Origin of the sequence: Phenylobacterium sp. LjRoot219, from assembly GCF_964252995.1 — a bacterium.
GTDB lineage: Bacteria > Pseudomonadota > Alphaproteobacteria > Caulobacterales > Caulobacteraceae > Phenylobacterium.
The window spans coordinates 3,431,816-3,451,570 of sequence record NZ_CAXUQI020000001.1 but is presented as its reverse complement, the minus strand read 5'-3'; the positions used below and the strand labels follow the sequence as shown (position 1 = coordinate 3,451,570).

General features: G+C 70.3%; 19 protein-coding genes. 9 read left to right on the top strand and 10 right to left on the bottom strand.

The window, feature by feature from the left end:
- Window position 1 precedes the first annotated feature (1 nt).
- Window positions 2-592 (bottom strand): TetR/AcrR family transcriptional regulator, encoded by a 591-nt coding sequence (locus tag ACSQ14_RS16880; protein WP_436014847.1) that lies wholly within the window; start codon window positions 590-592, stop codon window positions 2-4.
- A 177-nt stretch (window positions 593-769) separates the two neighbouring features.
- Here ACSQ14_RS16880 and ACSQ14_RS16875 point away from each other — a divergent pair, with 177 nt between their 5' ends.
- From ACSQ14_RS16875 to ACSQ14_RS16860, 4 genes are all read left to right on the top strand, one after another.
- Window positions 770-1,969 carry an aromatic ring-hydroxylating oxygenase subunit alpha gene (locus ACSQ14_RS16875; RefSeq protein WP_436014845.1) on the top strand — a complete coding sequence of 400 codons (1,200 nt, stop codon included), beginning with the start codon at window positions 770-772 and terminating at the stop codon, window positions 1,967-1,969.
- Window positions 1,966-2,313, top strand: a complete 348-nt coding sequence (locus ACSQ14_RS16870; protein ID WP_436014843.1) for a hypothetical protein — start codon at window positions 1,966-1,968, stop codon at window positions 2,311-2,313. Before ACSQ14_RS16875 ends, ACSQ14_RS16870 begins: the two co-directional genes overlap by 4 nt.
- Before the next feature lie 112 nt (window positions 2,314-2,425).
- A complete protein-coding gene (locus tag ACSQ14_RS16865) occupies window positions 2,426-2,668 on the top strand; it encodes a DUF3606 domain-containing protein (protein ID WP_436014841.1) in 243 nt (80 codons plus the stop codon).
- A 179-nt stretch (window positions 2,669-2,847) separates the two neighbouring features.
- On the top strand, window positions 2,848-3,624 hold the full coding sequence (locus tag ACSQ14_RS16860; RefSeq protein WP_436014839.1) for an outer membrane protein: 777 nt from the start codon (window positions 2,848-2,850) through the stop codon (window positions 3,622-3,624).
- Window positions 3,625-3,847: 223 nt separating this feature from the next.
- Here ACSQ14_RS16860 and ACSQ14_RS16855 read toward each other — a convergent pair whose 3' ends face one another.
- Window positions 3,848-4,735 carry an SMP-30/gluconolactonase/LRE family protein gene (locus ACSQ14_RS16855; protein ID WP_436014837.1) on the bottom strand — a complete coding sequence of 296 codons (888 nt, stop codon included), beginning with the start codon at window positions 4,733-4,735 and terminating at the stop codon, window positions 3,848-3,850.
- A gap of 168 nt (window positions 4,736-4,903) precedes the next feature.
- Window positions 4,904-5,158 (bottom strand): GlsB/YeaQ/YmgE family stress response membrane protein, encoded by a 255-nt coding sequence (locus ACSQ14_RS16850; protein ID WP_436014835.1) that lies wholly within the window; start codon window positions 5,156-5,158, stop codon window positions 4,904-4,906.
- A gap of 174 nt (window positions 5,159-5,332) precedes the next feature.
- On the opposite strand from ACSQ14_RS16850, the gene ACSQ14_RS16845 reads away from it, so the two are divergent.
- Window positions 5,333-5,635: a glycine zipper domain-containing protein gene (locus tag ACSQ14_RS16845; protein ID WP_436014833.1), complete on the top strand. Its 303-nt coding sequence runs from the start codon at window positions 5,333-5,335 to the stop codon at window positions 5,633-5,635.
- Here the strand turns inward: ACSQ14_RS16845 and ACSQ14_RS16840 are convergent.
- From ACSQ14_RS16840 to ACSQ14_RS16820, 5 genes are all read right to left on the bottom strand, one after another.
- On the bottom strand, window positions 5,626-7,269 hold the full coding sequence (locus ACSQ14_RS16840; protein WP_436014831.1) for a peptide ABC transporter substrate-binding protein: 1,644 nt from the start codon (window positions 7,267-7,269) through the stop codon (window positions 5,626-5,628). The genes ACSQ14_RS16845 and ACSQ14_RS16840 overlap by 10 nt on opposite strands.
- 109 nt (window positions 7,270-7,378) lie before the next feature.
- Complete coding sequence (locus ACSQ14_RS16835) at window positions 7,379-9,730, bottom strand: arylsulfatase (protein ID WP_436014829.1); 2,352 nt, start codon at window positions 9,728-9,730, stop codon at window positions 7,379-7,381.
- 109 nt (window positions 9,731-9,839) lie between these two features.
- Window positions 9,840-10,112, bottom strand: coding sequence for an usg protein (locus ACSQ14_RS16830; protein ID WP_436014827.1), 273 nt, complete (start codon window positions 10,110-10,112; stop codon window positions 9,840-9,842).
- 136 nt (window positions 10,113-10,248) lie between these two features.
- Window positions 10,249-10,635 carry a hypothetical protein gene (locus ACSQ14_RS16825; protein ID WP_436014825.1) on the bottom strand — a complete coding sequence of 129 codons (387 nt, stop codon included), beginning with the start codon at window positions 10,633-10,635 and terminating at the stop codon, window positions 10,249-10,251.
- A gap of 19 nt (window positions 10,636-10,654) precedes the next feature.
- Entirely contained in the window at window positions 10,655-11,224 is a 570-nt protein-coding gene (locus ACSQ14_RS16820; RefSeq protein ID WP_436014823.1) for an NUDIX domain-containing protein, read from the bottom strand.
- 62 nt (window positions 11,225-11,286) lie between these two features.
- Between ACSQ14_RS16820 and ACSQ14_RS16815 the strand changes: the two genes are divergently transcribed.
- A complete protein-coding gene (locus ACSQ14_RS16815) occupies window positions 11,287-12,639 on the top strand; it encodes an erythromycin esterase family protein (protein ID WP_436014821.1) in 1,353 nt (450 codons plus the stop codon).
- A gap of 24 nt (window positions 12,640-12,663) precedes the next feature.
- Here ACSQ14_RS16815 and ACSQ14_RS16810 read toward each other — a convergent pair whose 3' ends face one another.
- A complete protein-coding gene (locus ACSQ14_RS16810; protein ID WP_436014819.1) occupies window positions 12,664-13,758 on the bottom strand; it encodes an NADH:flavin oxidoreductase in 1,095 nt (364 codons plus the stop codon).
- A gap of 64 nt (window positions 13,759-13,822) precedes the next feature.
- Window positions 13,823-15,886, bottom strand: a complete 2,064-nt coding sequence (locus ACSQ14_RS16805; RefSeq protein ID WP_436014817.1) for a 3-hydroxyacyl-CoA dehydrogenase NAD-binding domain-containing protein — start codon at window positions 15,884-15,886, stop codon at window positions 13,823-13,825.
- A 147-nt stretch (window positions 15,887-16,033) separates the two neighbouring features.
- Between ACSQ14_RS16805 and ACSQ14_RS16800 the strand changes: the two genes are divergently transcribed.
- Genes ACSQ14_RS16800 through ACSQ14_RS16790 form a run of 3 tightly spaced genes read left to right on the top strand, consistent with a single transcriptional unit; the run spans window position 16,034 to window position 19,646 of the window.
- The gene (locus ACSQ14_RS16800) at window positions 16,034-19,033 is read left to right on the top strand and encodes an intermembrane phospholipid transport protein YdbH family protein (RefSeq protein ID WP_436014815.1); all 3,000 of its coding nucleotides are present in this window, start codon (window positions 16,034-16,036) and stop codon (window positions 19,031-19,033) included.
- A gap of 40 nt (window positions 19,034-19,073) precedes the next feature.
- Complete coding sequence (locus ACSQ14_RS16795) at window positions 19,074-19,268, top strand: YnbE family lipoprotein (protein ID WP_436014813.1); 195 nt, start codon at window positions 19,074-19,076, stop codon at window positions 19,266-19,268.
- Window positions 19,269-19,283: 15 nt separating this feature from the next.
- The gene (locus ACSQ14_RS16790) at window positions 19,284-19,646 is read left to right on the top strand and encodes a YdbL family protein (RefSeq protein ID WP_436014811.1); all 363 of its coding nucleotides are present in this window, start codon (window positions 19,284-19,286) and stop codon (window positions 19,644-19,646) included.
- Window positions 19,647-19,755: the final 109 nt, after the last annotated feature.

Sequence of the window (19,755 nt, the reverse complement as noted above, 5' to 3'; positions counted from 1 at the left end):
CCTACGACTCCAACAACCCCTCGGACTTCAGAATCCGCTGCCACTCATTGCGGAAGCGCGCGATCACCGTCTCAGACGGCTCGTCCGGCCGCACGCGGTTGCGGAACACCCGCGGGCCGATGAAGGCGCTGATCAGCAGAATGACGCAGAACACCTCGGCGTCGGCCTCCCCGGGCGCGGCCGCGTCGAAGTTCGCCTGGGTGCCCCGGACCAGCGCGTCCCACTGCGGATAGCTGTCGCGCATGTCGCCCGGCGACAGCACCTCCTCGATCCAGAGCTTGATCAGCTCCGGGTTCTCCAGGACGAAGCGGGTGATGTAGTCGGCGCGCTCGGCCCGCGAGCCGATCGGCCCGAAGCCGCGGGCGAGCTGCTCCGACGACCAGGCCTTGACCGCGGCGATCAACGCCTCGCGGGTCTCGAAGTGGTAGTAGACCGTCGTCCGGTTGACGCCCATCGCCCGGGCGAGCGCCGAGACCGACAGCGCCTCCACCCCCTTCTCCGAGATCAGGCGCACAGCCGTCTCGATCATCTCCTGATGGGTCTCTTCGAACCCCTTGTTGCGCCGTTGGGGGCCGGCATCGGCTGAGGTCATCGGGGCGGGGGAGTCCTGAAAGTCACGCCGGAAGCTAGCCTGATACGGCCTGCACGCGCCAGCGCGCGCCTACAGCCAAGCTTTGCGACAGGCCTGTTGTATTTACGACAGGTCTGTCGTATTTTTCGTCGCAGCCAGATACGCCGGCCGACCGGCCGCCGCAGCGGGATGGAAGCGATGAACCTGCAGTCTCCGCAGTTCCTGACGATCAAGGGCGAAGACCCGGCGCAACTGGGCACCGGCCCGGTGCCGGCCGGCCCCTACTATCGGACCGACTATTTCGAGCTGGAGCGCGAGGCGATCTTCCGACGCAGCTGGTTGCAGATCGGCCACGTCTGCGAGCTGCCCGAGCCGGGCAGCTTCATCGTCCGCGAGCTCGAGGTGCTCGGCGCCTCGATCCTGATCACCCGCGGCAAGGATGGCGCCTTGCGCGCCTTCCACAACGTCTGCACCCACCGCGGCACCCAGCTGGTCGCCGAGACCGAGGGCAAGCGCTCGTCGTTCAGCTGCCGCTATCACGCCTGGACCTTCGGCAACGACGGCGCGCTGCGCTCGGCCCCCGACATGGAGCGGTTCTATGTCGAGCCGAAGGATTGCGGCCTGCCGAAGATCGCCATCGACGTCTGCGCCGGCCTGATCTTCGTCAACTTCGCCGCGGCCCCGGCGCAGTCCCTGCGCGACTACCTCGGCCCGCTCGCCGCCGAGCTGGAGACCCTGCCGGTCGCCAAAGCGACGACCTTCTCGGAATACGTCTACGAGATCGACGCCAACTGGAAGCTGACCTACGACAACTTCCAGGAGAACTACCACCTGCGGTTCATTCACCCGCGCTCCGGCAAGGCGGCTGGCGGCGAGGACAATCCGTTCGGCTATCCGACCCGGTTCGGCTTCCACGGGCCGCACCGCACCCAGACGATCTGGTCGAACCCGGCGCCGGAGATCCTGCCGGTCCAGGGCTTCGCTTTCGGCAAGGGCTTCCAGTTCGTCACCGAGGCGGGCTTCGCCCAGGCGCCGAACAACCGCGAGTATTTCGCGCTGTTCCCGAACTTCTTCCTGCTGGGGTCGCCCAACCAGCATTTCTCCCACACGGTGTTTCCGATCTCGGCGACCAGGACCCGCGGGGTGATCCGGCTCTACTGGATCGGGCCGGACGACAGCGCCAGCAAGCGCTTCGCCCGCGAGTACGCCATGGCCTCGGCGAAGGACATCCACTCGGAGGACCGCGCGGTGATCGAGGCCGGCCAGCGTGGGCTGTCCAGCGGCGCGCTGCAGCACATCCATTTCCAATCGCAGGAGGTGCTCTGCCGCCACCTGATGCACGCCGTCGACCAGGCGGTCGAGGCCTACAAGGCCGAGCGCGCGGGAGCCGCCCAATGAGCCAGCCGCAGACCGCCCTGCCGTCCGGCTTCGAAACGCTGGAGCCGTTCGTCGTGTCCTGGGCCTTCGACCGGGCCGAGGCGCGCGCCGGCGCACGCCGATCCAGCAGCGCGGCCGACCGCGTCGCCTTCTTCGAGGCCGCCAAGCCGCTGCTGGCGCCGGCCCTCGCCTACCTCGACCAGAAGCCGCTCGATCAATTCGACGCGAAGGAGACGCGGCTGATGCAGCTCTGTCTCAGCTTTGCGCACATCGCCATGGCGGTGGAGGTGCTGGGCGACGACGAGGCCAAGCACGCCGAGGACGCGCGGCACCTCACCATCACCCGGGCGCCGTCGGAATTTTAATCCCGTCGGCGCGAGGGGTTTTAGCAATACAGCCGAAGGTGTGAACGGCGGCGCGGGAACGTCGGTCGCCAACGGTCCGTTTCTGTGCCGGACCACATGGAGCCATCGGCTGATGGGCAACAAGAAGCGCAATCTGGAACGCCGCGGCGACGAGCGCCGCAGCTTCGAGGCGCCCCGGACGATCGACGTCAGCGATCAGCAGGCCATGCGCTTCTGGTCCCAGCGGCTGGGCGTCCCGCAGGAAGAGATCGCCGAGGCGGTGAGGGAGGTGGGGCCGAATTCCACCGCCGTCGCGCTGAAGCTGGAGGCGCCGCAGGAAGAGCGCACCGCGCCGCCAAGTCCGCCTCTGCGCTGATCTGCTTCAGAAATCGCTGGTCGCTTTCAGCGCGAACCTTCTTGTCTACCTGCAACTAGCGACTGTGGCGTGACGGTCACATGCTGATGCGACTTTGCTTGAATAACGAGCTGCGCTGTTGCCGCTGCGGGCGCCGAGGCGCTAGGGGAGCGCCCATCCGTTCAACGGGAACAATAATTATGAAAACGTCTCTCCTCGCCACCGCCGCCGCCGTGATCGCCCTGTCGGCGACCGCCGCCCAAGCTCAAGTCACCGGCCAAGTCGGCGTGAACTACGCCCGCAGCGTCGTCGACGTCGACGGCCCGAACCCGGACCTCGACATCTTCCAACTGGAAGGCGCCACCGGCTTCGCCGCGGGCTCGCTGAACGCGCTGATCAACGGCGCCGTGACCAGCATCGGCGGCGACGTGAGCGACCAAGTCGACTATTCGCTGACCGGCCACCTGAACGGCAAGGTCGGCGCTGGCCTGGTCGGCGGCTTCGCCGGCTTCAACGCCACTGAGAACCTGAACGTGTGGGCCGCCGGCGCCGAAGGCCAATGGGCCGTCAGCGACGCCGTGACCCTCTACGGCCAAGGCGGCATCGGCTACTCGGACGACCTGGACGACGCCCTGCTGTACGGCCTGCGCGGTGAAGCCCGCTTCTTCGTCAACGAGAACGCCAAGCTGCAAGCGCAAGCCGGCTGGTCGAAGGTCGACACCGACGACCTCGGCTCGTTCGACACCTGGACCGTCGGCGTGGAAGGCGAATACCAGTTCGCCGGCACCCCGTGGTCGATCCAGGCCGGCTACGACTACGCCGACACCAGCGATTTCGACTACAAGAGCCACACCTTCCGCGTCGGCGGCCGCTACACCTTCGGTGGCGCGACCCTGAAGGCGCGTGACGCGTCGGGCGCCGACTTCGGCACCGTGCGCGACCTGTTCCCGGGCCTGAACGAACTGAACGCGTTCTAAGCCCGCGGCCCTCGCTCGAGGGCTGAGCTTGAAGAGCCCCCTTCGCCTCGCGGCGGAGGGGGCTTTTTCGTTTAGGTGCGAACCACGAAAGACACGAAAGGCACAAAAAGCCGGCGCTGAGAGCGGCTCACCGCAAGGGTGCAATGGATCGCATGACCGGCCAGCGGCCGGTCGATAGTCATGGTCGACCTTTCGTGCCTTTCGTGTCTTTCGTGGTTTCTCCTCAGAGCTTCGCTTTGAAGCTCTCCAGGCCTGCGACGTCGGCCTGGTAGGCGAACAGCGAGCCAGCCAGCCGGTCGGACGCGCTGGTCTCCATCGCCGCGGTGGTGATGTAGAGGGTCTTCAGGTCCGCGCCGCCGAAGGCGCAGGTGGTGACGTTGCGCGCCGGGACCTCCAGAACCTGCTCGATCGTCCCGTCCGGCGCGACGCAGACCACGCAGCCGCCGTCGAAGCGGCAGTTCCACAGCCGCCCCGCCGCGTCGACCGACGAGCCGTCCGGCACGCCGCGCTCGAAGCCCGAGAAGAACGGCCGTTCGCCGGAGATTTCGCCGCTCGCCACGTCGTAGTCGTACGCCCAGATGGTGTTCTGCAGGGTGTCGGCGAAATAGAAGGTCGTGCGGTCCGGCGACCAGCAGACGGTGTTGGAGATGCCGAGCTCGCGCTTGATCTCGGTGACCCGGCCGCCGGGCTGCAGCCGATGCAGCACGCCGTGGCCGAACGGCGCCGCGCCGGGCTCGCCGTTGGGGCCGACGTTGTTGGCCATGGTGCCGATCCAGAAGTCGCCGTTCGGCGCGGCGCGGCCGTCGTTCAGGCGCGCCGTCGGCCACTGGGCGAGTTGGAAGCCGTGCTCGCGGCGGCTGTCCTCCGCCGGCCGCCAGAGGATCAGCCGCGAGCCCAGCGCCACCAGCCACACGCCCGGCTGCTCGGTCAGCGACAGGGCGGTGACCGGCTGGTCGAAGTACCAGCTGGCGACCCGCTCCTCGGCGTCGAGCCGATGGATCAGGAAGCGGTTGACGTCGCACCAGTAGAGCGCCTGCTCCTCGGCGCTCCAGGTCGCCGCCTCGCCGCACTTGTCCCCGACCGGCGCCACGCACCGCAGCCGCTCGCTCATCACATTACTCCGACAAAAGGCAGGCGACCCTAGCGCGCTCTCTTCCTCCCGTCATCCCGGCCGGAGCGCCGGGACCTAAGGGGCGGTGGGCACGGCGCCAACCCGTCACGAAAAAGCCCCGCCCGATGCCCGGGCGGGGCCCTTCCAAAGCCACGAACGCGGGGGTCGCTACACCCGACGGCCCGCGATGGCGTGGTAGATGAACAGCACCACCACGGCGCCGACGATGGCGACCAGGATGCTGTAGAGGTTCAGGCCGCTGACGCCCGCCGCCCCAAAGCGGGTGAACAGGAAACCGCCGACGAAGGCGCCGACGACGCCCAGCACGAGGTCGGCGACGAGTCCGCCGCCGCTCTTGTTCACCAGCTTGCTGGCCACGAAGCCGGCGATCAGGCCCAGAACGATCCAGGCGAGGATGGACATCAGAGTATCTCCAATGGCGCCGGCCTGACGGGGAGTCGCAAGCCGACTGACGCCGCAGAAAAGCCCTAGGCCCCGGTTGGGTTCCGCCGACGCGCCCAAGCGGCGCAGCGTGCAACCCTCGGCCGTCCGAAGCTGTTTTCCGCCGGCGTGTTTTTGCGGAATGAGGAGATCTGTTTGCGTACGAAGATCATCGCCAAGGCGATCCTGGCGGCGTCGGCCCTGACCGTCGCGGCCGCCCCGATCACCGCCGAGGCCCGGCCGAAGAAGCGGGTCCTCGAATGCTCCACGCCGAGCGGCGTGCGGCGCAACGCCAACAACGGGACGCTGATCGGCGCGGTCGGCGGCGGCCTGGTCGGCAACGCCATCGGCAAGAACACCACCGGCACGCTGGTCGGCGCGGGCGTCGGCGCGGTGGCCGGCCATGAGATCGCGAAGAACCGCGCGCAGAAGAAGCAGTGCCGCTACGTCTATCGCTGAGCCCGGGCGCCGCGTCCGGCAGGCGCGCATAGCCACCGGGCGCGGTGCTTGTTCTCGATGTTGTCGACCCAGCCGGTCACCTGCGGGCTGACCAGGCTGCGGCTGACCGCGAAGAACACCGGCCCCACCGCCTCGTCCGTCAGGATCAGCTGTTCGGCCTGCGCAAGGATGTCGGCCCGGCGGCCGACGTCGGTCTGCTGCTCGGCGGCGGCGAGCAGGGCGTCGTAGGCGGGGTTGCTGTAGTCGCCGTAGTTCTGCGCCCCGGTGCGCGACTCGAACAGCGCCAGGAAGGTCAGCGGATCGTTGAAGTCCGCCACCCAGCTGACCAGCGCGGTCTGGAAGTTCCGCGCCCGCAGGTCGGCGAACAGGATCTGTCCCTCGTTCTGCTGGATCCGCGCCTCGACGCCGACGGCGCGCCAGTCGGCCTGCACCGCCTGGGCGATCAGCGCGCTGTCGGTGGCCGTCGCTGTCTTGACCTCGATCTTCAGCGGTTTGCCCGGGCCGTAGCCTGCCTGCGCCAGCAGGGCCCGCGCCTCGGCCTGGCGGGCGGCCAGCGACTTGCCGGCCCACACGGTGGCCGGGCCGATGCGGGCGTTCGCCGTGCCGGGCGGGACGAAGTTGTAGGCCGGCTGCTCGCCGGCGCGCAGCAGCTTGGCGGTGATGAAGTCGCGGTCGATCGACTGCGACAGCGCCCGGCGCACCCGCGGGTCGCGCAGGGGGCCGGGGTCGCGGGTGTTGACCGTCAGATAGGCGGTGCGCAGCCACAGGTGGGTGCGCGCATAGCCCGGCATGGTCTGGCGGATATGCGCCAGCCGGTTCGACTGGAAGGTGGTGACGACGTCGAGCTCGCCGCGCGCGACCCGGCGTTCGGCGGCGACATAGTCCGGGGTCGGATAATAGTTGATGCGGTCGACGCAGACCCGGGCGGCGTCGAAGAAGTGCGGGTTCTTCTCCACGGTGATCTGGTCGCCGAGCCGCCAGCCGATCAGCCGGTAGGGACCGTTGGAGACGTAGCGTCCGGGCCGCACCCAGGCCTCGCCCCAGCGGCGCACCGCGTGGGCCGGGGCCGGATAGAAGCTCAGGTGGGTCAGCAGCTGCGGCAGGTAGGGGGCCGGGTGCTCCAGCGTCAGCTGCAGGGTGCGGGCGTCGAGGGCGCGTGCGCCGACGCTCTCCAGCGGCGCCTTGCCGGCGGTGGCCGCCGCGCCGTTCTTCAGCAGCTGCAGCAGGTAGGCGTAGGTCGCGCCGGTCTTCGGATCGAGCACCCGGCGGTAGGCGAAGACGAAGTCTTCGGCGGTGACCGGCGCCCCGTCCGACCACAGCGCCCGCCGCAGGTGGAAGGTCCAGGTCAGCCCGTCGGGACTGGTCTCCCAGCGTTCCGCCATGCCGGGGATCACCGCGCCGTCCGCCGCCTCGGTGGTCAGCCCCATCATCAGGTCGCCGATCACCAGCGACTCGTTGACCAGTTCGGCGCGCTGCGGGTCGAGCGTCAGCGGCTCGGTGTCGTTGCCGTACTCCAGGCAGACCTTGCCGGCCGGGCAGGCGGGCCGCTGGACGCCCTGCTGGCAGCCGCCGAGCGCCACCGCCGCGGCGAGCGCGAGCCAGGTCAGCGGGCGACGGAGAGACGGAAGCGCCAAAGACGGCCTCGTGCGGCGAACGAAGCGGCCATCACGCCCGCAGCGCGGCGCATTGTCGAGAGGGCAGCGCCGCCGCCGGCGCTGAACCGGCGGCGGCCGTTCTCCGAGCCTACTGGCGGGCCATCGCCACCTTGAGCCGATCCTCGGCGGTGACCAGGTGATTGTGGTCGTCGTCGCCGACGTCGATCTGCACCCAGTGGATCTTGCCGGTGAAGCGGTTGCCGGAGGGACCGTAGTCGGGCGAGGCCGGCGAGCCGGAGTCGCTGCCGACGTCGCAGGCCTCATCCGCCGAATAGCCCATCGGCTCGGTCTGATCGACCCGGCCAGTCCCCACCGCCTTGCCGTCGTAGTAGAGGGTGACGTCGCCGCCTTTGGCGAGGCCGCCGCCGTCGTACTTGAACTCCATCCGCACCTGGTGGTCGCCGGCGGGGATCGGCTGGTCGGCCTCGGCGAAGTAGTGGTCGATGCCGAAGAAGTTGTAGCAATACTTCAGCTTGCCGCCCTTGGCGTAGAGGGTCCAGCCGCCGACGCTGCCGCCCTGGGTGATGATCACGCCCTCAGGGGTGACGCCGGCCGGGATCGTCAGATTGGCGGTCACCGAATGCGACTTGTTCTTGAGGGTCAGCACACAGGCTTCGCTGACCCGCATGCCGGGGAAAAGGATCTGGCTGGCGCCGGTGATCAGCTGCGGGCGGCCGGCGATGTCGGGATTGATCCGCTCGAAACCGCGGTCGTCGAGCGGCACGACGTTGTACTTGGTCGCCTCGATCAGCCACAGCCGCTGCATATCGGCCAGCTTCTTCGGCTCATTGGCGGCCAGGTTGTTCGCCTGGGTCCAATCGTCGGGGCCGTAGAGCTCCCAGGTGTCCTCATCGAAGGGGCCGGGCTGGTCGGCTTTCCACGGCGTGCGGTGCTTGGTGCAGGCGGTCCAGCCCTGGTGGTAGAGGCCGCGGTTGCCGAACATCTCGAAGTACTGCAGGTCGTGGACCTCCGGCGCCTTCGCGTCGTTGAAGGTCGGGGCCATGCTGAAGCCCTCGAGCGGCGCCTGGGCGATGCTGTTGACGATCGAGGGTTCCGGCAGGCCGGCGACCTCGAGGATCGTCTTGGCGACGTCGATCACATGGTGGAACTGACTGCGGATCTCGCCCTTGGCCTTGATGCCGTTCGGCCAGTGGACGATCGTCCCGTTGCGGGTGCCGCCCCAGTGCGAGGCGACCTGCTTGGTCCACTGATAGGGCGCGCACAGCGCATGCGCCCAGCCGACCGCATAGTGGTTGTAGGCTTTGGGCGTGCCGAAATCGTCGATCTTCGAGACCAGGAATTCGGTGGTCTCGATCCCCGGCATGCCGTTCAGCGTGGTCATCTCGTTGAAGCACCCCTGGATGGTGCCCTCCGCCGAGGCGCCGTTATCGCCGATGATCACATAGACCAGGGTGTCGTCGAGGCTCTGCAGGTCCTTCAGCGCGTCGAGCAGCCGGCCGGCCTGGTGGTCGGCCTGCTCGAGGAAGCCGGCGTAGATCTCCATCTGCCGCGCCAGCACTGGCTTCAGCGCCGCGTCGATCGAATCCCAGGACGGAATCTCTTCGTGGCGCGCGGTCAGCACCGCGTCCTTGGGCACCACGCCGAGCTGCTTCTGCCGCGCCAGGGTCTCCTCGCGCAGCTTGTCCCACCCCTGGTCGAACTTGCCCTTGTATTTGTCGGACCAGGCCTTCGGCACGTGGTGCGGCGCGTGGGTCGCGCCCGGCGCCCAGTACATGAAGAAGGGCTTGTCCGGCATCAGCGCCTTCTGCTGGCGCACCCAGGTGATCGCCCGGTCGGCCAGGTCCTCGGTGAGGGTGTAGCCCTCCTCCGGGGTCTTTGGCGGTTCGACCGCCGCCGTGCCCTCGTAGAGCCCCGGATAGTACTGGTTCGCCTCGCCGCCGACGAAGCCGTAGAAGTGCTCGAAGCCCGAGCCGGTCGGCCATTGGTTGAACGGCCCGACCGGGCTCACCTCCCAAAACGGCACCTCGTGGCACTTGCCGAACTGGGCGGTCGAATAGCCGTTCAGCTTCAGGGTCTCGGCGATTGGCGCCTTGTTTTTCGGCCGGATGCTGCTGTTGCCGGGGGCCGAGGTGGCCATCTCGGTGATCGCGCCCATGCCCACCGAATGATGGTTGCGGCCACACAGCAGCGCCTGGCGGGTCGGCGAGCAGAGCGCGGTGGTGTGGAAGCGGTTGTATTTCAGCCCGCCCGCCGCCAGCCGCTCGAAGTTCGGCGTGTGGCAGGGGCCGCCGAAGGCCGACGCGGCGCCGAAGCCGACGTCGTCGATCAGCACGATCAGCACGTTCGGCGCGCCCTTCGGCGGCCGCAGCGGCTTGATCGGCGGGTACTTCGTCGCCGGGTCGCGCGCGTCGTAGGTGGTGAGGCCGACATGCTGCGCGTCGGGGATCGGCAGGATGTCGCGGGACGGCTCTTGGGGCATGACCGGGCTCCTTTTGGGAGCCCGATCGAACGCCGGAGGCTGGGGCTGGGCTATCGGGTAAACCCCTAGCGCCGGGGGGAGGGCGCCCCCGCGACTTTCGCCGTCCGCCTCAGTGCAGTCGGAACTCGCCGTCCAGCGCCTTCAACTCCGCGGGCTTGATCAGCCGGTTATGGGCGACGCTCACCTTGAACAGCGGCCCGTCGAGGCTGCGGGTCCAGAAGTCGAGGAACTTCTTCAGCACCGGAAACTCGGGGAAGAGGTCGTACTCCTGCCAGATGTAGCTCTGCAGCAGCGCCGGGTGATCCGGCATCCGGTAGAGGATCTCGGCGGTGGTCAGGCCGTAGCCTTCGAGCTGTTTCCGGAACTCGGGCGACGCGATCATCAAGCACCTCGCGACTTGTTCAATCCGCGCGGCGCAGTCGGCGCCGCACCTGCGAAGCGTGCGCCCGATTCGAATAAATGTCGCGCAAATTCAGTGTTTTAGCACTCATCCATCGGGACTGCTGCCAAGCTTGGGATCATCCGCCGCCGAACGGTTTCGGTTCGAGCCGGATCGGGATTGGCGCCGGCAGCGCCGTAAAGCCCAGCTGGGCGATCACCGCGTTGCTCTCACGCGCCTCGCGGCCCGGCCCGAGCGACCAGGTGATGTGGTAGGTCGAGCCGTCCGGACGCGCGGTGGCGCCGTCGATCCGCACCACCAGCGCCTGTACGCCCTGGCCGTCGTCGGCGACGCCGACCACCTCGCCGGCGGTCGCGCTCGGCGGGTCGGCGCGGACGTCGCCGAACTTCTGCGTCACGTGATGAGCGACGACCTCGGGGTAGACCGGCGCAAAGCGCGCCAGCAGCGCCGCGCGATCGTCCGCGTCCAGCAGCCAGCCGGTGTAGAATTTTCGCGGGTCGCTCATCGGATGCTCCGTCTCCGGATCAACTCGCGAACAGCTCCGGCCGCCGCACCCGGAGCGCCAGGAGCAGCGTCAGGGTCTTCAGGTCCTCGATGCTGTGAGTTTCGACCCGGGCCCACAGCTGGGCGAGCGGGAGCTCCATCACCGTGATCAGCTCGTGCTCCTCGGCCAGCCCGCCTCCGGCGGCGACCCGGTCGCTCAAGCGGTAGGGCGCGAGGAACAGCTGCAGCCGCTCGCTGGAGACGCCGGGCGAGGCGTAGGCGGTCCCGACCGGCTCCAGCGCCTGCAGCTGGACGCCGGCCTCTTCCAGCGCCTCGCGGCGGACGCAGGTCTCGGCGTCCTCGCCGTCGAGCATGCCGGCGACCGCCTCCAGCAGTTCGGACGGCCCGTCGGCCCAGATCACCGGCGCCCGCGGCAGGCTGACCATCAGCGCGGTGCGCCGCTCGGGATCGTACGGCAGCACCGCCGCGGCGTGGCCGTGATGTTCGATCTCGCGCTTGAAGGTGGTTCCGTCGTCGGCCGCCAGCGTCGCCAGCATCAGCGTCATGTAGCCCTGGTAGACGGTCTCCAGCGTGCGCAGCTCGACGGGCATCACGGCTCCTTGAAACATCAGCGCGGGCGGAACTGGCGAGGGCCAGGGGCGGTTGCCTCGCCATGTCCGAGTTCCTTGACGACATCGGCCCGTCACGCCGACCCCGCAAGGATCTTCCGCAGCTGATCGGCGAGGCCGCCGAGCCGATGCCGGAGATCGACGACCCACTGTTCGGTCGGCTGTTCGACCGCTTCTTCGACGGCGCGCGTGTCGTGCTGTTGGGCGAGGCCAGCCATGGCACCGCGGAGTTCTATCGCGCCCGTGCCAGCCTCACCCGCTGGGCGATCGAGGAGCGCGGCTTCCGCATCGTCGCGCTGGAGGCCGACTGGCCCGACGCCCGCGTGCTCGACGCCCACGTGCGCTATCGCCACAAGCCGCCGCACGCCGCCGACGCCTTCACCCGCTTCCCGACCTGGATGTGGCGCAACCACGAGTTCGACGGATTCCTGCAGTGGCTGCGCGACCACAACCGCTTCCACACCGGGGCGCACCGGGCCGGGATCTACGGCCTCGACCTGTACAATCTCTCCGCCTCGATGCGGACGGTGATCGACTACCTGGACCGCGAGGACCCCGAGGCCGCCCGCATCGCCCGCGAGCGCTACGGCTGCCTGGAGCCCTGGGCGCACGCGCCGGCCGCCTATGGCCGCCAGGCGATCAGCGCCGGCTACACCCGCTGCGAACGGGCGGTCACCGCCATGCTGCGCGAGATGCTGGAGCGGCAGTTGGAGGCCGGGACCAAGGACGCCGAGGAGCTGCAGGACGCGGCCCAGAGCGCGCGGCTGGTGCGCGACGCCGAGGCCTACTACCGGGCCATGTACTACGGCGGCTCCGAGAGCTGGAACCTGCGCGACCGGCACATGTTCGAGACCCTCGAGGCGCTGCTCGAGTCGCACGGGCCCGACGCGCGGGCGGTGGTCTGGGCGCACAACTCGCACATCGGCGACGCCCGGGCGACCGAGATGGGCGTGGTGCGCGACGAGCTCAACATCGGCCAGCTCTGCCGCGAGCGCTGGGGCGAGTCCGCGCGGCTGATCGGCTTTGGCACGCATATGGGCGAGGTGGCCTGCGCCGACGACTGGGACGGGCCGATACAGATCAAGACCGTGCAGCCGTCGCTGCCGGGCAGTTGCGAGCGGGCGGCGCATGACTGCGGCCGCGACCGCTTCCTGCTCGACCTGCGCGAGGGCGAGAACGAGGCGGTGCGCAACGCCCTGTGGGAGCCCCGGCTGCAGCGCTTCATCGGGGTGATCTACCGGCCGCAGAGCGAGCGTTCGAGCCACTACGTCGACTGCCGCCTGCCCGGCCAGTACGACGCCTACGTCTGGTTCGACGAAACCACCGCCGTCACCCCGCTGCCGACCCGGATGTCGCCCGCCGGCGCCGCCGACGAGACCTGGCCGACGGGGCTGTGAAGGCGGACGCCGAGGGCCTGCCGCCTACTCCGCAGCTACGTGCTCGGCCACGAAGCCGCTGAAGCTCTTCATGTACTCGACGAACCCCGGGCTCAGGCCCTCGGCGGCCAGGTGCTCACGCGCGACCGGGGTCGCCACCGGGCGGAAACGGTCGTCGCGGCGCAAGCGGTCGGGATAGTCGTGGTGCAGGATCGCGGCGCGGCCGAGGCTGACGTAGTCGCAGCCGGCCGAAATCACCGCGGCGGCCTGGTCCGGGGTCATCACCTTGCCGGCGGCGCCGATGCGGGTCCGCCCGCGGTCGAGCTCGGTGAAATAGGACATCAGGGTGCGGCCCTGGAACGCCTCTTCCGCCGGCTCCTTGAAGACGTCCCACAGCGACAGGTCGAGGTAGTCGAGCTGGCCGCCGGCCAGCAGTCGCCGGGTCATCGCCACCGCCTCGGCGAGCTCGATGCCGAAGCGCTCGGGGGTGATCCGCAGGCCGAGCTGGAAATTGGGGCCGGCGGCGGCGCGCACCCCGTCGATGATCTCGAACAGCAGCCGCGTGCGGTTCTCCAGGGGGCCGCCGTAGCGGTCCTCGCGCCGGTTGAGCTCGGCCGACAGGAATTGGGTGATGATGTAGCCGTGGGCGCCGTGGATCTCGACGCCGTCAAAGCCGGCCCGCTCGGCGCGGACGGCGGCGGCGATGAAGTCGTCGCGCAGGGCCTCCACCTCGTCGAGGCTCAGGCCCCGGGCGCCGGTCTGCGGGTCGTCCGATGCCGAGACCGGCTGGCCGACTAGCTCGGCCGGCGAGCGATTGCCCGCATGATGCAGCTGGACGGCGCAGACCGCGCCATGCGCGCGCAAACGCTCGGCCATGCGGGCCAGGCCGGGCAGGTGCTGGTCGCCGAACACGCCGAGCTGGCCCTCGAAGCCCTTGCCGACCGCCTGCACGTGGGCCGCAGCGGTCATCACCAGGCCGAAGCCGCCCTTGGCCCGCAGCGACAGCCAGTGGATCTCGTCCTCGGTCAGCACGCCGTCCGGGCGGCTCTGTTTGTTGGTCAGCGGGGCCAGCATGAAGCGGTTCTTCATCTGCGGCCCGCGCGCGAAGGCGAGCGGCTGGAACAGGTTGTCGAACGACACGGAAATCCCCCGGCGAGTGATCCGTCTGATGTAGTGCGCCGCAAGCGCGGCGCCAGCGGAAGCTTCAGCTTCGGTCGGCCAGCTTCTTGCCTTCCGCGGCTAGCCGTTCGAGCCGCGGCGCGGGCTCGTACTGCGGCCCGAACTTGGCCTCGAATTCCTTGAGCCTGGCGACCACCTTATCCAGGCCGATCTGGTCGGCGTAGTACATCGGCCCGCCGCGATCGACCGGCCAGCCGTAGCCGTTGACCAGGGCGACATCGATGTCCGAGGCGCGGATGGCGACGCCCTCGTCCAGCACCTTCGCGCCCTCGTTGACCTCCAGGTAGAGGCTGCGCTCGAGGATCTCCTCGTCGGTCACCTCCTTCGGCTGCGCGCCGGCGGCCTGGCGGAAGTCGGCGATCACCTGGTCGGCGGCCGGCGAGGGCTGCGGATTGCGCGCCGCATCGTAGTCGTAGAAGCCGCCGCCGCCCTTCTGGCCGCGCCGGCCGGCCTCGACCATCCAGCTGCGGATGGTCTTCTGCCCCGGCGGGTCGGGGATCACGTCGAGCCCGACCAGGTCCATCATGGCGAACGGCCCCATCGGGAAGCCGAAGTCGTAGAGCACCTTGTCGACGCGGGCCGGCGACAGTCCCTCCAGCAGGAAGCTGTTGATCTCGGCCAGCCGGGCGCTGGCGACCCGGTTGGCGATGAAGCCGGGCCCGACGCGGGAGATCACCACGGTCTTGCGGATGCGCTTGCCGAGCTCCAGCACGGTGGCCAGGGTCTCCGGGCTGGTCTTCGCCCCACGGACGATCTCCAGCAGCGGCATGACGTTGGCCGGCGAGAAGAAGTGCAGGCCGAGCACCTCGCCGGGCCGGCTGGTCGCCGCCGCGATGTCGTCGATGTTCAGGTAGGAGGTGTTGCTGGCCAGGATCGCGCCCGGCTTGCAGGCCTTGTCGAGCTTGCCGAAGACCTCCTTCTTGACCTCGAGGTTCTCGAACACCGCCTCGATCACCAGGTCGCAGTCGGCGAGGTCGGCCATGTCCAGCGAGCCGGTCAGCAGGCTCATCCGCTGCTCGGTCTCCTCGGGGCGGGCCCCGCGCGAGCGCTCGTAATTGCCGCGGATCACCGCCAGGCCGCGGTCCAGCGCCTCCTGCTTCATCTCGATCAGGGTGGTCGGCAGGCCGATGTTGGCGAAGTTCATGGCGATGCCGCCGCCCATGGTGCCGGCGCCGATCACGCCGACCTTGCGGATCTCGCGCGGCTTGGTCTCGGGCGGCAGGTCGGGCGCCTTCTGGGCGGTGCGCTCGGCGAAGAAGTAGTAGCGCCGCGCCTGCGACTGCGGGCTCATCGCCGCCTGGAAGAAGCGCTGCTTCTCGAGCGCCAGGCCTTCGTCGAACGGCTTCTCGACCGCTGCCTGGACCGCCTCGACGATCCAGTCCGGCGCGATCTGGCCGCGGAACTTGGCCGCATTGGCCTTGCGGAACTGCTCGAACAGCTCGGGCTTGCCGCGGAACGGCGCGATCTGGTCGTCGCGGTCACGGATGCGCTTGAGCGGCCGGCCCTCGCTCAGCACCAGGCGGGCGAAGGCCAGCGCGCCGTCGCGCAGCTTGCCCTCCTCGACCAGGTCATCGACCAGCCCGAGCGCCAGGGCGTCCGGCGCACGCACCGGCTTGCCGGAGGTGATGATCTCCAGCGCCTTCTGCGGGCCGGTCACCCGCGGCAGTCGCTGGGTGCCGCCGGCGCCCGGCAGGAGGCCGAGGTTCACCTCCGGGAAGCCGAGCTTGGCCGAGGGGACCGCGACGCGAAAATGGGCGCACAGCGCGACCTCCAGGCCGCCGCCGAAGGCGGTGCCGTGCAGGGCGGCGAGCAGCGGCCGGTCAGCCCCGTCCATCAGCGTCTCGATGTCCTCGAGGCTCGGGCCTTTCAGCATGTCGCCGAGGTTGGTGATGTCGGCGCCGGAGATGAAGGTGCGGCCGGCGCAGATCAGCAGCGCCGCCTTGGCCTCGCTGGCCAGCGCCGCCTTGAAGCCTTCGAACAGGCCTTCGCGCACCGCCAATGACAGGGCGTTGACCGGTGGGGAGTCGAGGGTGAGGACGGCGACCTCGCCGTCGTGGCTCAAGTCCATCACCGTATTGACGGCCGTCATCGCAAATTCTCCTCGAAGGCGTCGCCTGGAAACGGATTGGCGTCGGGCGTGGCTCCCAAGTCAATCTCAGGTCGTTAGTCGCAAGCGGCGCCACGCTTTCGCGCGGTTTGCGCTACACCTTCGCCCTAGGATCTCAGGGACCCTCGTTTGACCGAAGCCGCGCCGCCCGTATTTTCCCGCCGCCTGCGCCTGGCGCTGACGGTGCTGGGCGTCGTCGTGCTGGTCGCGGCGCTGCTGCTCTATGCGGCGCGCAAGACCATCGCCCGCGAGGCGCTGACCGCCTGGCTGCGCTCCAAGGGGGTGGCCGCCTCGGCCGAGGTGCACGCGATCGGCCCGAGCGGGGTGGTCGGTTCGGTGACCATCGGCCCGCCCGGCCGGCCGGATCTGACCATCGAGCGCGCCGAGGTCGGCTACGGCCTCAAGGGCCTGGGGCTCGAGGTCCGCTCGGTGCGGCTGCAGCGGCCGGTGCTGCGCGCCCGGCTGCGCGGCGGCAAGCTGTCGGCCGGCGCGCTCGACCCGCTGATCGCCGAATTCACCAAGCGCCCGCCGCGGCCCAGCGCGGTGCAGCCGCGGGTCGCCGTCGACGGCGGGGTGCTGCTGCTCGACACCGACTACGGCCTGGTGCGGATCGACGGCGACGGGCTGACCGAGGACGGCCGCCTGCGCCGGCTCAGCGCGCGCAGCGGGGCGACGCGGCTGCGCGGCCAGGGCTTCGACGTCACCCTCGGCTCGGCGGCGGTGCGGGCCCAGGCGGTCGGCGACCGGGTCGAGCTCAGCCTGGACGCGCCGGTCGCCAGCGCCAAGGCCGGACAGCTCTCGGCGGCCAATGCGCGGCTGCGGGCGTCGGTCACCGGGCCCTACCCGGACCTGGTCCGCCGGCGCGGCGAGGGCGCGGTGGTGGCCAATGCGTCGCTGTCCGGCGGGCGGCTCGCGGTCGGCGACAACGCGCTGCGCAACGGCTTCGTCACCGCGGCGGTCACCGGCAAGGCCTCGGGCTGGATCGAGGATTTCGCCCTGCACGGCCGGGCGGTCGCCAACCTGCGCGCGACCGGCGCGGAGGCCGCCGGCGGGACGGCGCGCGAGCTGCGGGCGACGGCCAGCGTCGAGGACCTCGCCTGGACCCGCAAGGGCGGCGACGCGGTGGCCGGCGCGCTCGCCGCCACGCTCGGGCTGGCCGACTATGCGCGCGAGGACCTGAGGCTCGCCACGGTCACCGCCGCGGCCCGCGGGCCGGTGGCGCTGGATCAGCGCGGCCTCGACCTCGATCTGGTCGCCCACGCGCTGGGGCACGGCGCCTGGACCGGACTCGGCCTGCCGACGCCGGAGGATTCCCGGGAGATCGCCGCCGCCAAGCGCGCCGCCCGCGGCTTCCGCTTCGCCGCGCCCGCCGTGGCGGTGCGCGGCCGCGACGGGGCGGTGAATGCGCGGCTGGTCCAGCCGGTGCGGCTGACGCCGGACGCCGGCGGTGCGGTGACGCTGGCCCCGGCCGGCGCGGGCTGGCGGCTGACCGCGGCCGGCGGCGGCCTGCCGGTGGTCGACGCGCGCATCAGCCGGGTGGCGCTGACCGCGGACGGCGCGACCGCCTCGGGCCAGGTCAAGGCCAAGTTTTCGATCGGCCCGATCGAGCAGGGCGATTTCGACGCCGCCGGCGCGCTGCGCCTGGCCGGTGGGCGCTTGAGCTTCACCGCCGACCGTTGCGTCGCGGCGACCGCGCAGCGGCTGAACTTCGGCGAGAACGACGTCCGCAAGCTGGACGGCCGGCTGTGCCCGGACGGGCGGCCGCTGCTGACCCTGGCCGGCGGCGACTGGCGGATCGAGGGCCGCGCCGAGGCGGTCTCGGCCGAGGTCCCATTCCTGCAGGCCCGGGTGACCCAGGGCGCCGGGACGATGGACATGGGCCTGCGCGGCGGGACGATGGATGCCCGGGTGCGGATCGCCCGGGCCGAGGCGACCGACGCCGCGCCGCAGACGCGGTTCCGCCCGGTGACGGTGGCCGGCGAGGCGCGGCTGGCGCGCGACATCTGGAGCGCCGACCTCGACGTGCGCGAGGCCGCGCTCGGCCGGCCGCTGGCCACCGCCAAACTGCGGCACGACGCCATCCGCGACCGCGGCGGCGTCGACATCGAGACCGGGAGCTTGCGCTTCGCCCAGGGCGGGCTGCAGCCGGCCGACCTGTCGCCGCTGGCCGCGCCGGTGGCCTCGCCGGCGACCGGCGAGGTGCGCTTCTCCGGCGGCTTCGCCTGGACGCCGACGACGGCGACCAGCTCCGGCGTGCTGGAGATCCCGCGCCTCGACTTCCAGAGCCCGGTCGGGCCGGTGGTCGGGCTGTCCGGCAAGGTGGCGCTGGCCAGCCTCGCCCCGCTCGCGGCGGCGAAGGGCCAGGCGCTGCGGGCCGAGCGGGTCGACACCCCGGTCGGCCCGATCACCGACCTCAGCCTGGCCTTCGGGCTGGAGCCCGAGACGCTGACCGTCACCGGCGGCAAGGCGGCGTTCGCCAGCGGCCTGGCGAAGATCGAGGTCCTGGAGATCCCGCTGGTCCCCGGCCGGCCGGTGCGCGGCGTGATCGAACTGGCCGGCGTGCAGCTGAACGACCTGGTCGAGGCCTCGCCGTTCGGCGATCGGGTCGAGCTGGACGCCAAGGTCGACGGCCGCATCCCATTCACCGCCGACGGCGAGCAGGTGCGGATCCAGAAGGGGACGCTGCAGGCCATCCAGCCGGGGCGGCTGTCGATCCAGCGCACCGCGCTGACCGGCGTCGCCGCCTCGGGCGGGGCGGAAGTCTCCGGCGCGCCGGCGGCGGTGGCGGCCGCCGCGGCGGCGGAATCGACCGACACCATCAGCGACTTCGCCTACCAGGCGATGGAGAACCTCGCCTTCTCGACCTTGTCGGCGGGCCTCGACAGCCGCGACGACGGGCGCCTGGCGGTGCTGTTCCACATCATCGGCAAGCACGACCCGCCGCAGCACCAGGAGATCCGGTTGTCGCTGATCGACCTGATCCAGAAGAAGTTCCTGAACCGCAAGCTGCCGCTGCCGTCGGGCACCGGGGTCGATCTGACCCTGGACACGACGATCAACCTCGACCAGTTGCTGGGGGACTACGCCGAGTTCCGGCGGCTGCAAGGTTCAGCTCCGGTTCAGCCCTGATGCAGAAGGATGTAATGGTGAGATCGACGGAGACCAGCGTATGACCGGCAAGACGCCCCCTGCAGCTGCGTTCAGCGCGCTGCTCTTGATGGGGACCCTGGCCTCGGCCTGTGCGCCGACGGTGACGGTCGACGTCAAGCCGATCACCATCTACGCCAAGCTGGACGCCGACGTCCGGCTGCGCCTGGATCAAGAGGTCAAAGACCTGATCCAGAAGAACCCGAACCTCTTCTAGGCGGACGGAACAGAGATGCAGACCCGAGACATTCTGGGCGTGGGCGCGGCGGTCCTGGCGGCGCTGGCCCTTCCGGCCGCCGCCGTGGCGCAGTCCGCGCAGGCCAAGGCCGCCGTCGATTCCGCCAAGGCCGCCGGCGTCGTCGGCGAACAGGCCGACGGCTTCCTCGGCTTCGTGACCGGCGGCGGCGACCCGGCGCTGCGCTCGGCGGTGGCCGAGATCAACGCCGGCCGTGCGCAGGTCTACCGCGAAGCCGCGGCGCGCACCGGCGCCACCCCGGAGGCCGCCGGCGCCGCGGCCTTCGTCAACGTCGTCCAGCCGCGCATCCAGCCCGGCCAGTTCTATAAGCCGAACGGCGGCGGCTGGGTGAAGAAGTAGGCTGAGACGCGCTTACCTCCCCCGTGCAACGGGGGAGGGGGACCGTCCGCCGAAGAGCGGACGGTAGTGGGGGCAAGCCGCAGGCGCGGCGTCCCCGCTTCGAAAATGC

Excerpts from the sequence above, each read along its gene's own strand:
- ACSQ14_RS16880 (WP_436014847.1), bottom strand. The coding sequence starts at position 592 with ATGACCTCAGCCGATGCCGGCCCCCAACGGCGCAACAAGGGGTTCGAA.
- ACSQ14_RS16875 (WP_436014845.1), top strand. The coding sequence starts at position 770 with ATGAACCTGCAGTCTCCGCAGTTCCTGACGATCAAGGGCGAAGACCCG.
- ACSQ14_RS16870 (WP_436014843.1), top strand. The coding sequence starts at position 1,966 with ATGAGCCAGCCGCAGACCGCCCTGCCGTCCGGCTTCGAAACGCTGGAG.
- ACSQ14_RS16865 (WP_436014841.1), top strand. The coding sequence starts at position 2,426 with ATGGGCAACAAGAAGCGCAATCTGGAACGCCGCGGCGACGAGCGCCGC.
- ACSQ14_RS16860 (WP_436014839.1), top strand. The coding sequence starts at position 2,848 with ATGAAAACGTCTCTCCTCGCCACCGCCGCCGCCGTGATCGCCCTGTCG.
- ACSQ14_RS16855 (WP_436014837.1), bottom strand. The coding sequence starts at position 4,735 with ATGAGCGAGCGGCTGCGGTGCGTGGCGCCGGTCGGGGACAAGTGCGGC.
- ACSQ14_RS16850 (WP_436014835.1), bottom strand. The coding sequence starts at position 5,158 with ATGTCCATCCTCGCCTGGATCGTTCTGGGCCTGATCGCCGGCTTCGTG.
- ACSQ14_RS16835 (WP_436014829.1), bottom strand. The coding sequence starts at position 9,730 with ATGCCCCAAGAGCCGTCCCGCGACATCCTGCCGATCCCCGACGCGCAG.
- ACSQ14_RS16830 (WP_436014827.1), bottom strand. The coding sequence starts at position 10,112 with ATGATCGCGTCGCCCGAGTTCCGGAAACAGCTCGAAGGCTACGGCCTG.
- ACSQ14_RS16825 (WP_436014825.1), bottom strand. The coding sequence starts at position 10,635 with ATGAGCGACCCGCGAAAATTCTACACCGGCTGGCTGCTGGACGCGGAC.
- ACSQ14_RS16820 (WP_436014823.1), bottom strand. The coding sequence starts at position 11,224 with ATGCCCGTCGAGCTGCGCACGCTGGAGACCGTCTACCAGGGCTACATG.
- ACSQ14_RS16815 (WP_436014821.1), top strand. The coding sequence starts at position 11,287 with ATGTCCGAGTTCCTTGACGACATCGGCCCGTCACGCCGACCCCGCAAG.
- ACSQ14_RS16805 (WP_436014817.1), bottom strand. The coding sequence starts at position 15,886 with ATGACGGCCGTCAATACGGTGATGGACTTGAGCCACGACGGCGAGGTC.
- ACSQ14_RS16795 (WP_436014813.1), top strand. The coding sequence starts at position 19,074 with ATGACCGGCAAGACGCCCCCTGCAGCTGCGTTCAGCGCGCTGCTCTTG.
- ACSQ14_RS16790 (WP_436014811.1), top strand. The coding sequence starts at position 19,284 with ATGCAGACCCGAGACATTCTGGGCGTGGGCGCGGCGGTCCTGGCGGCG.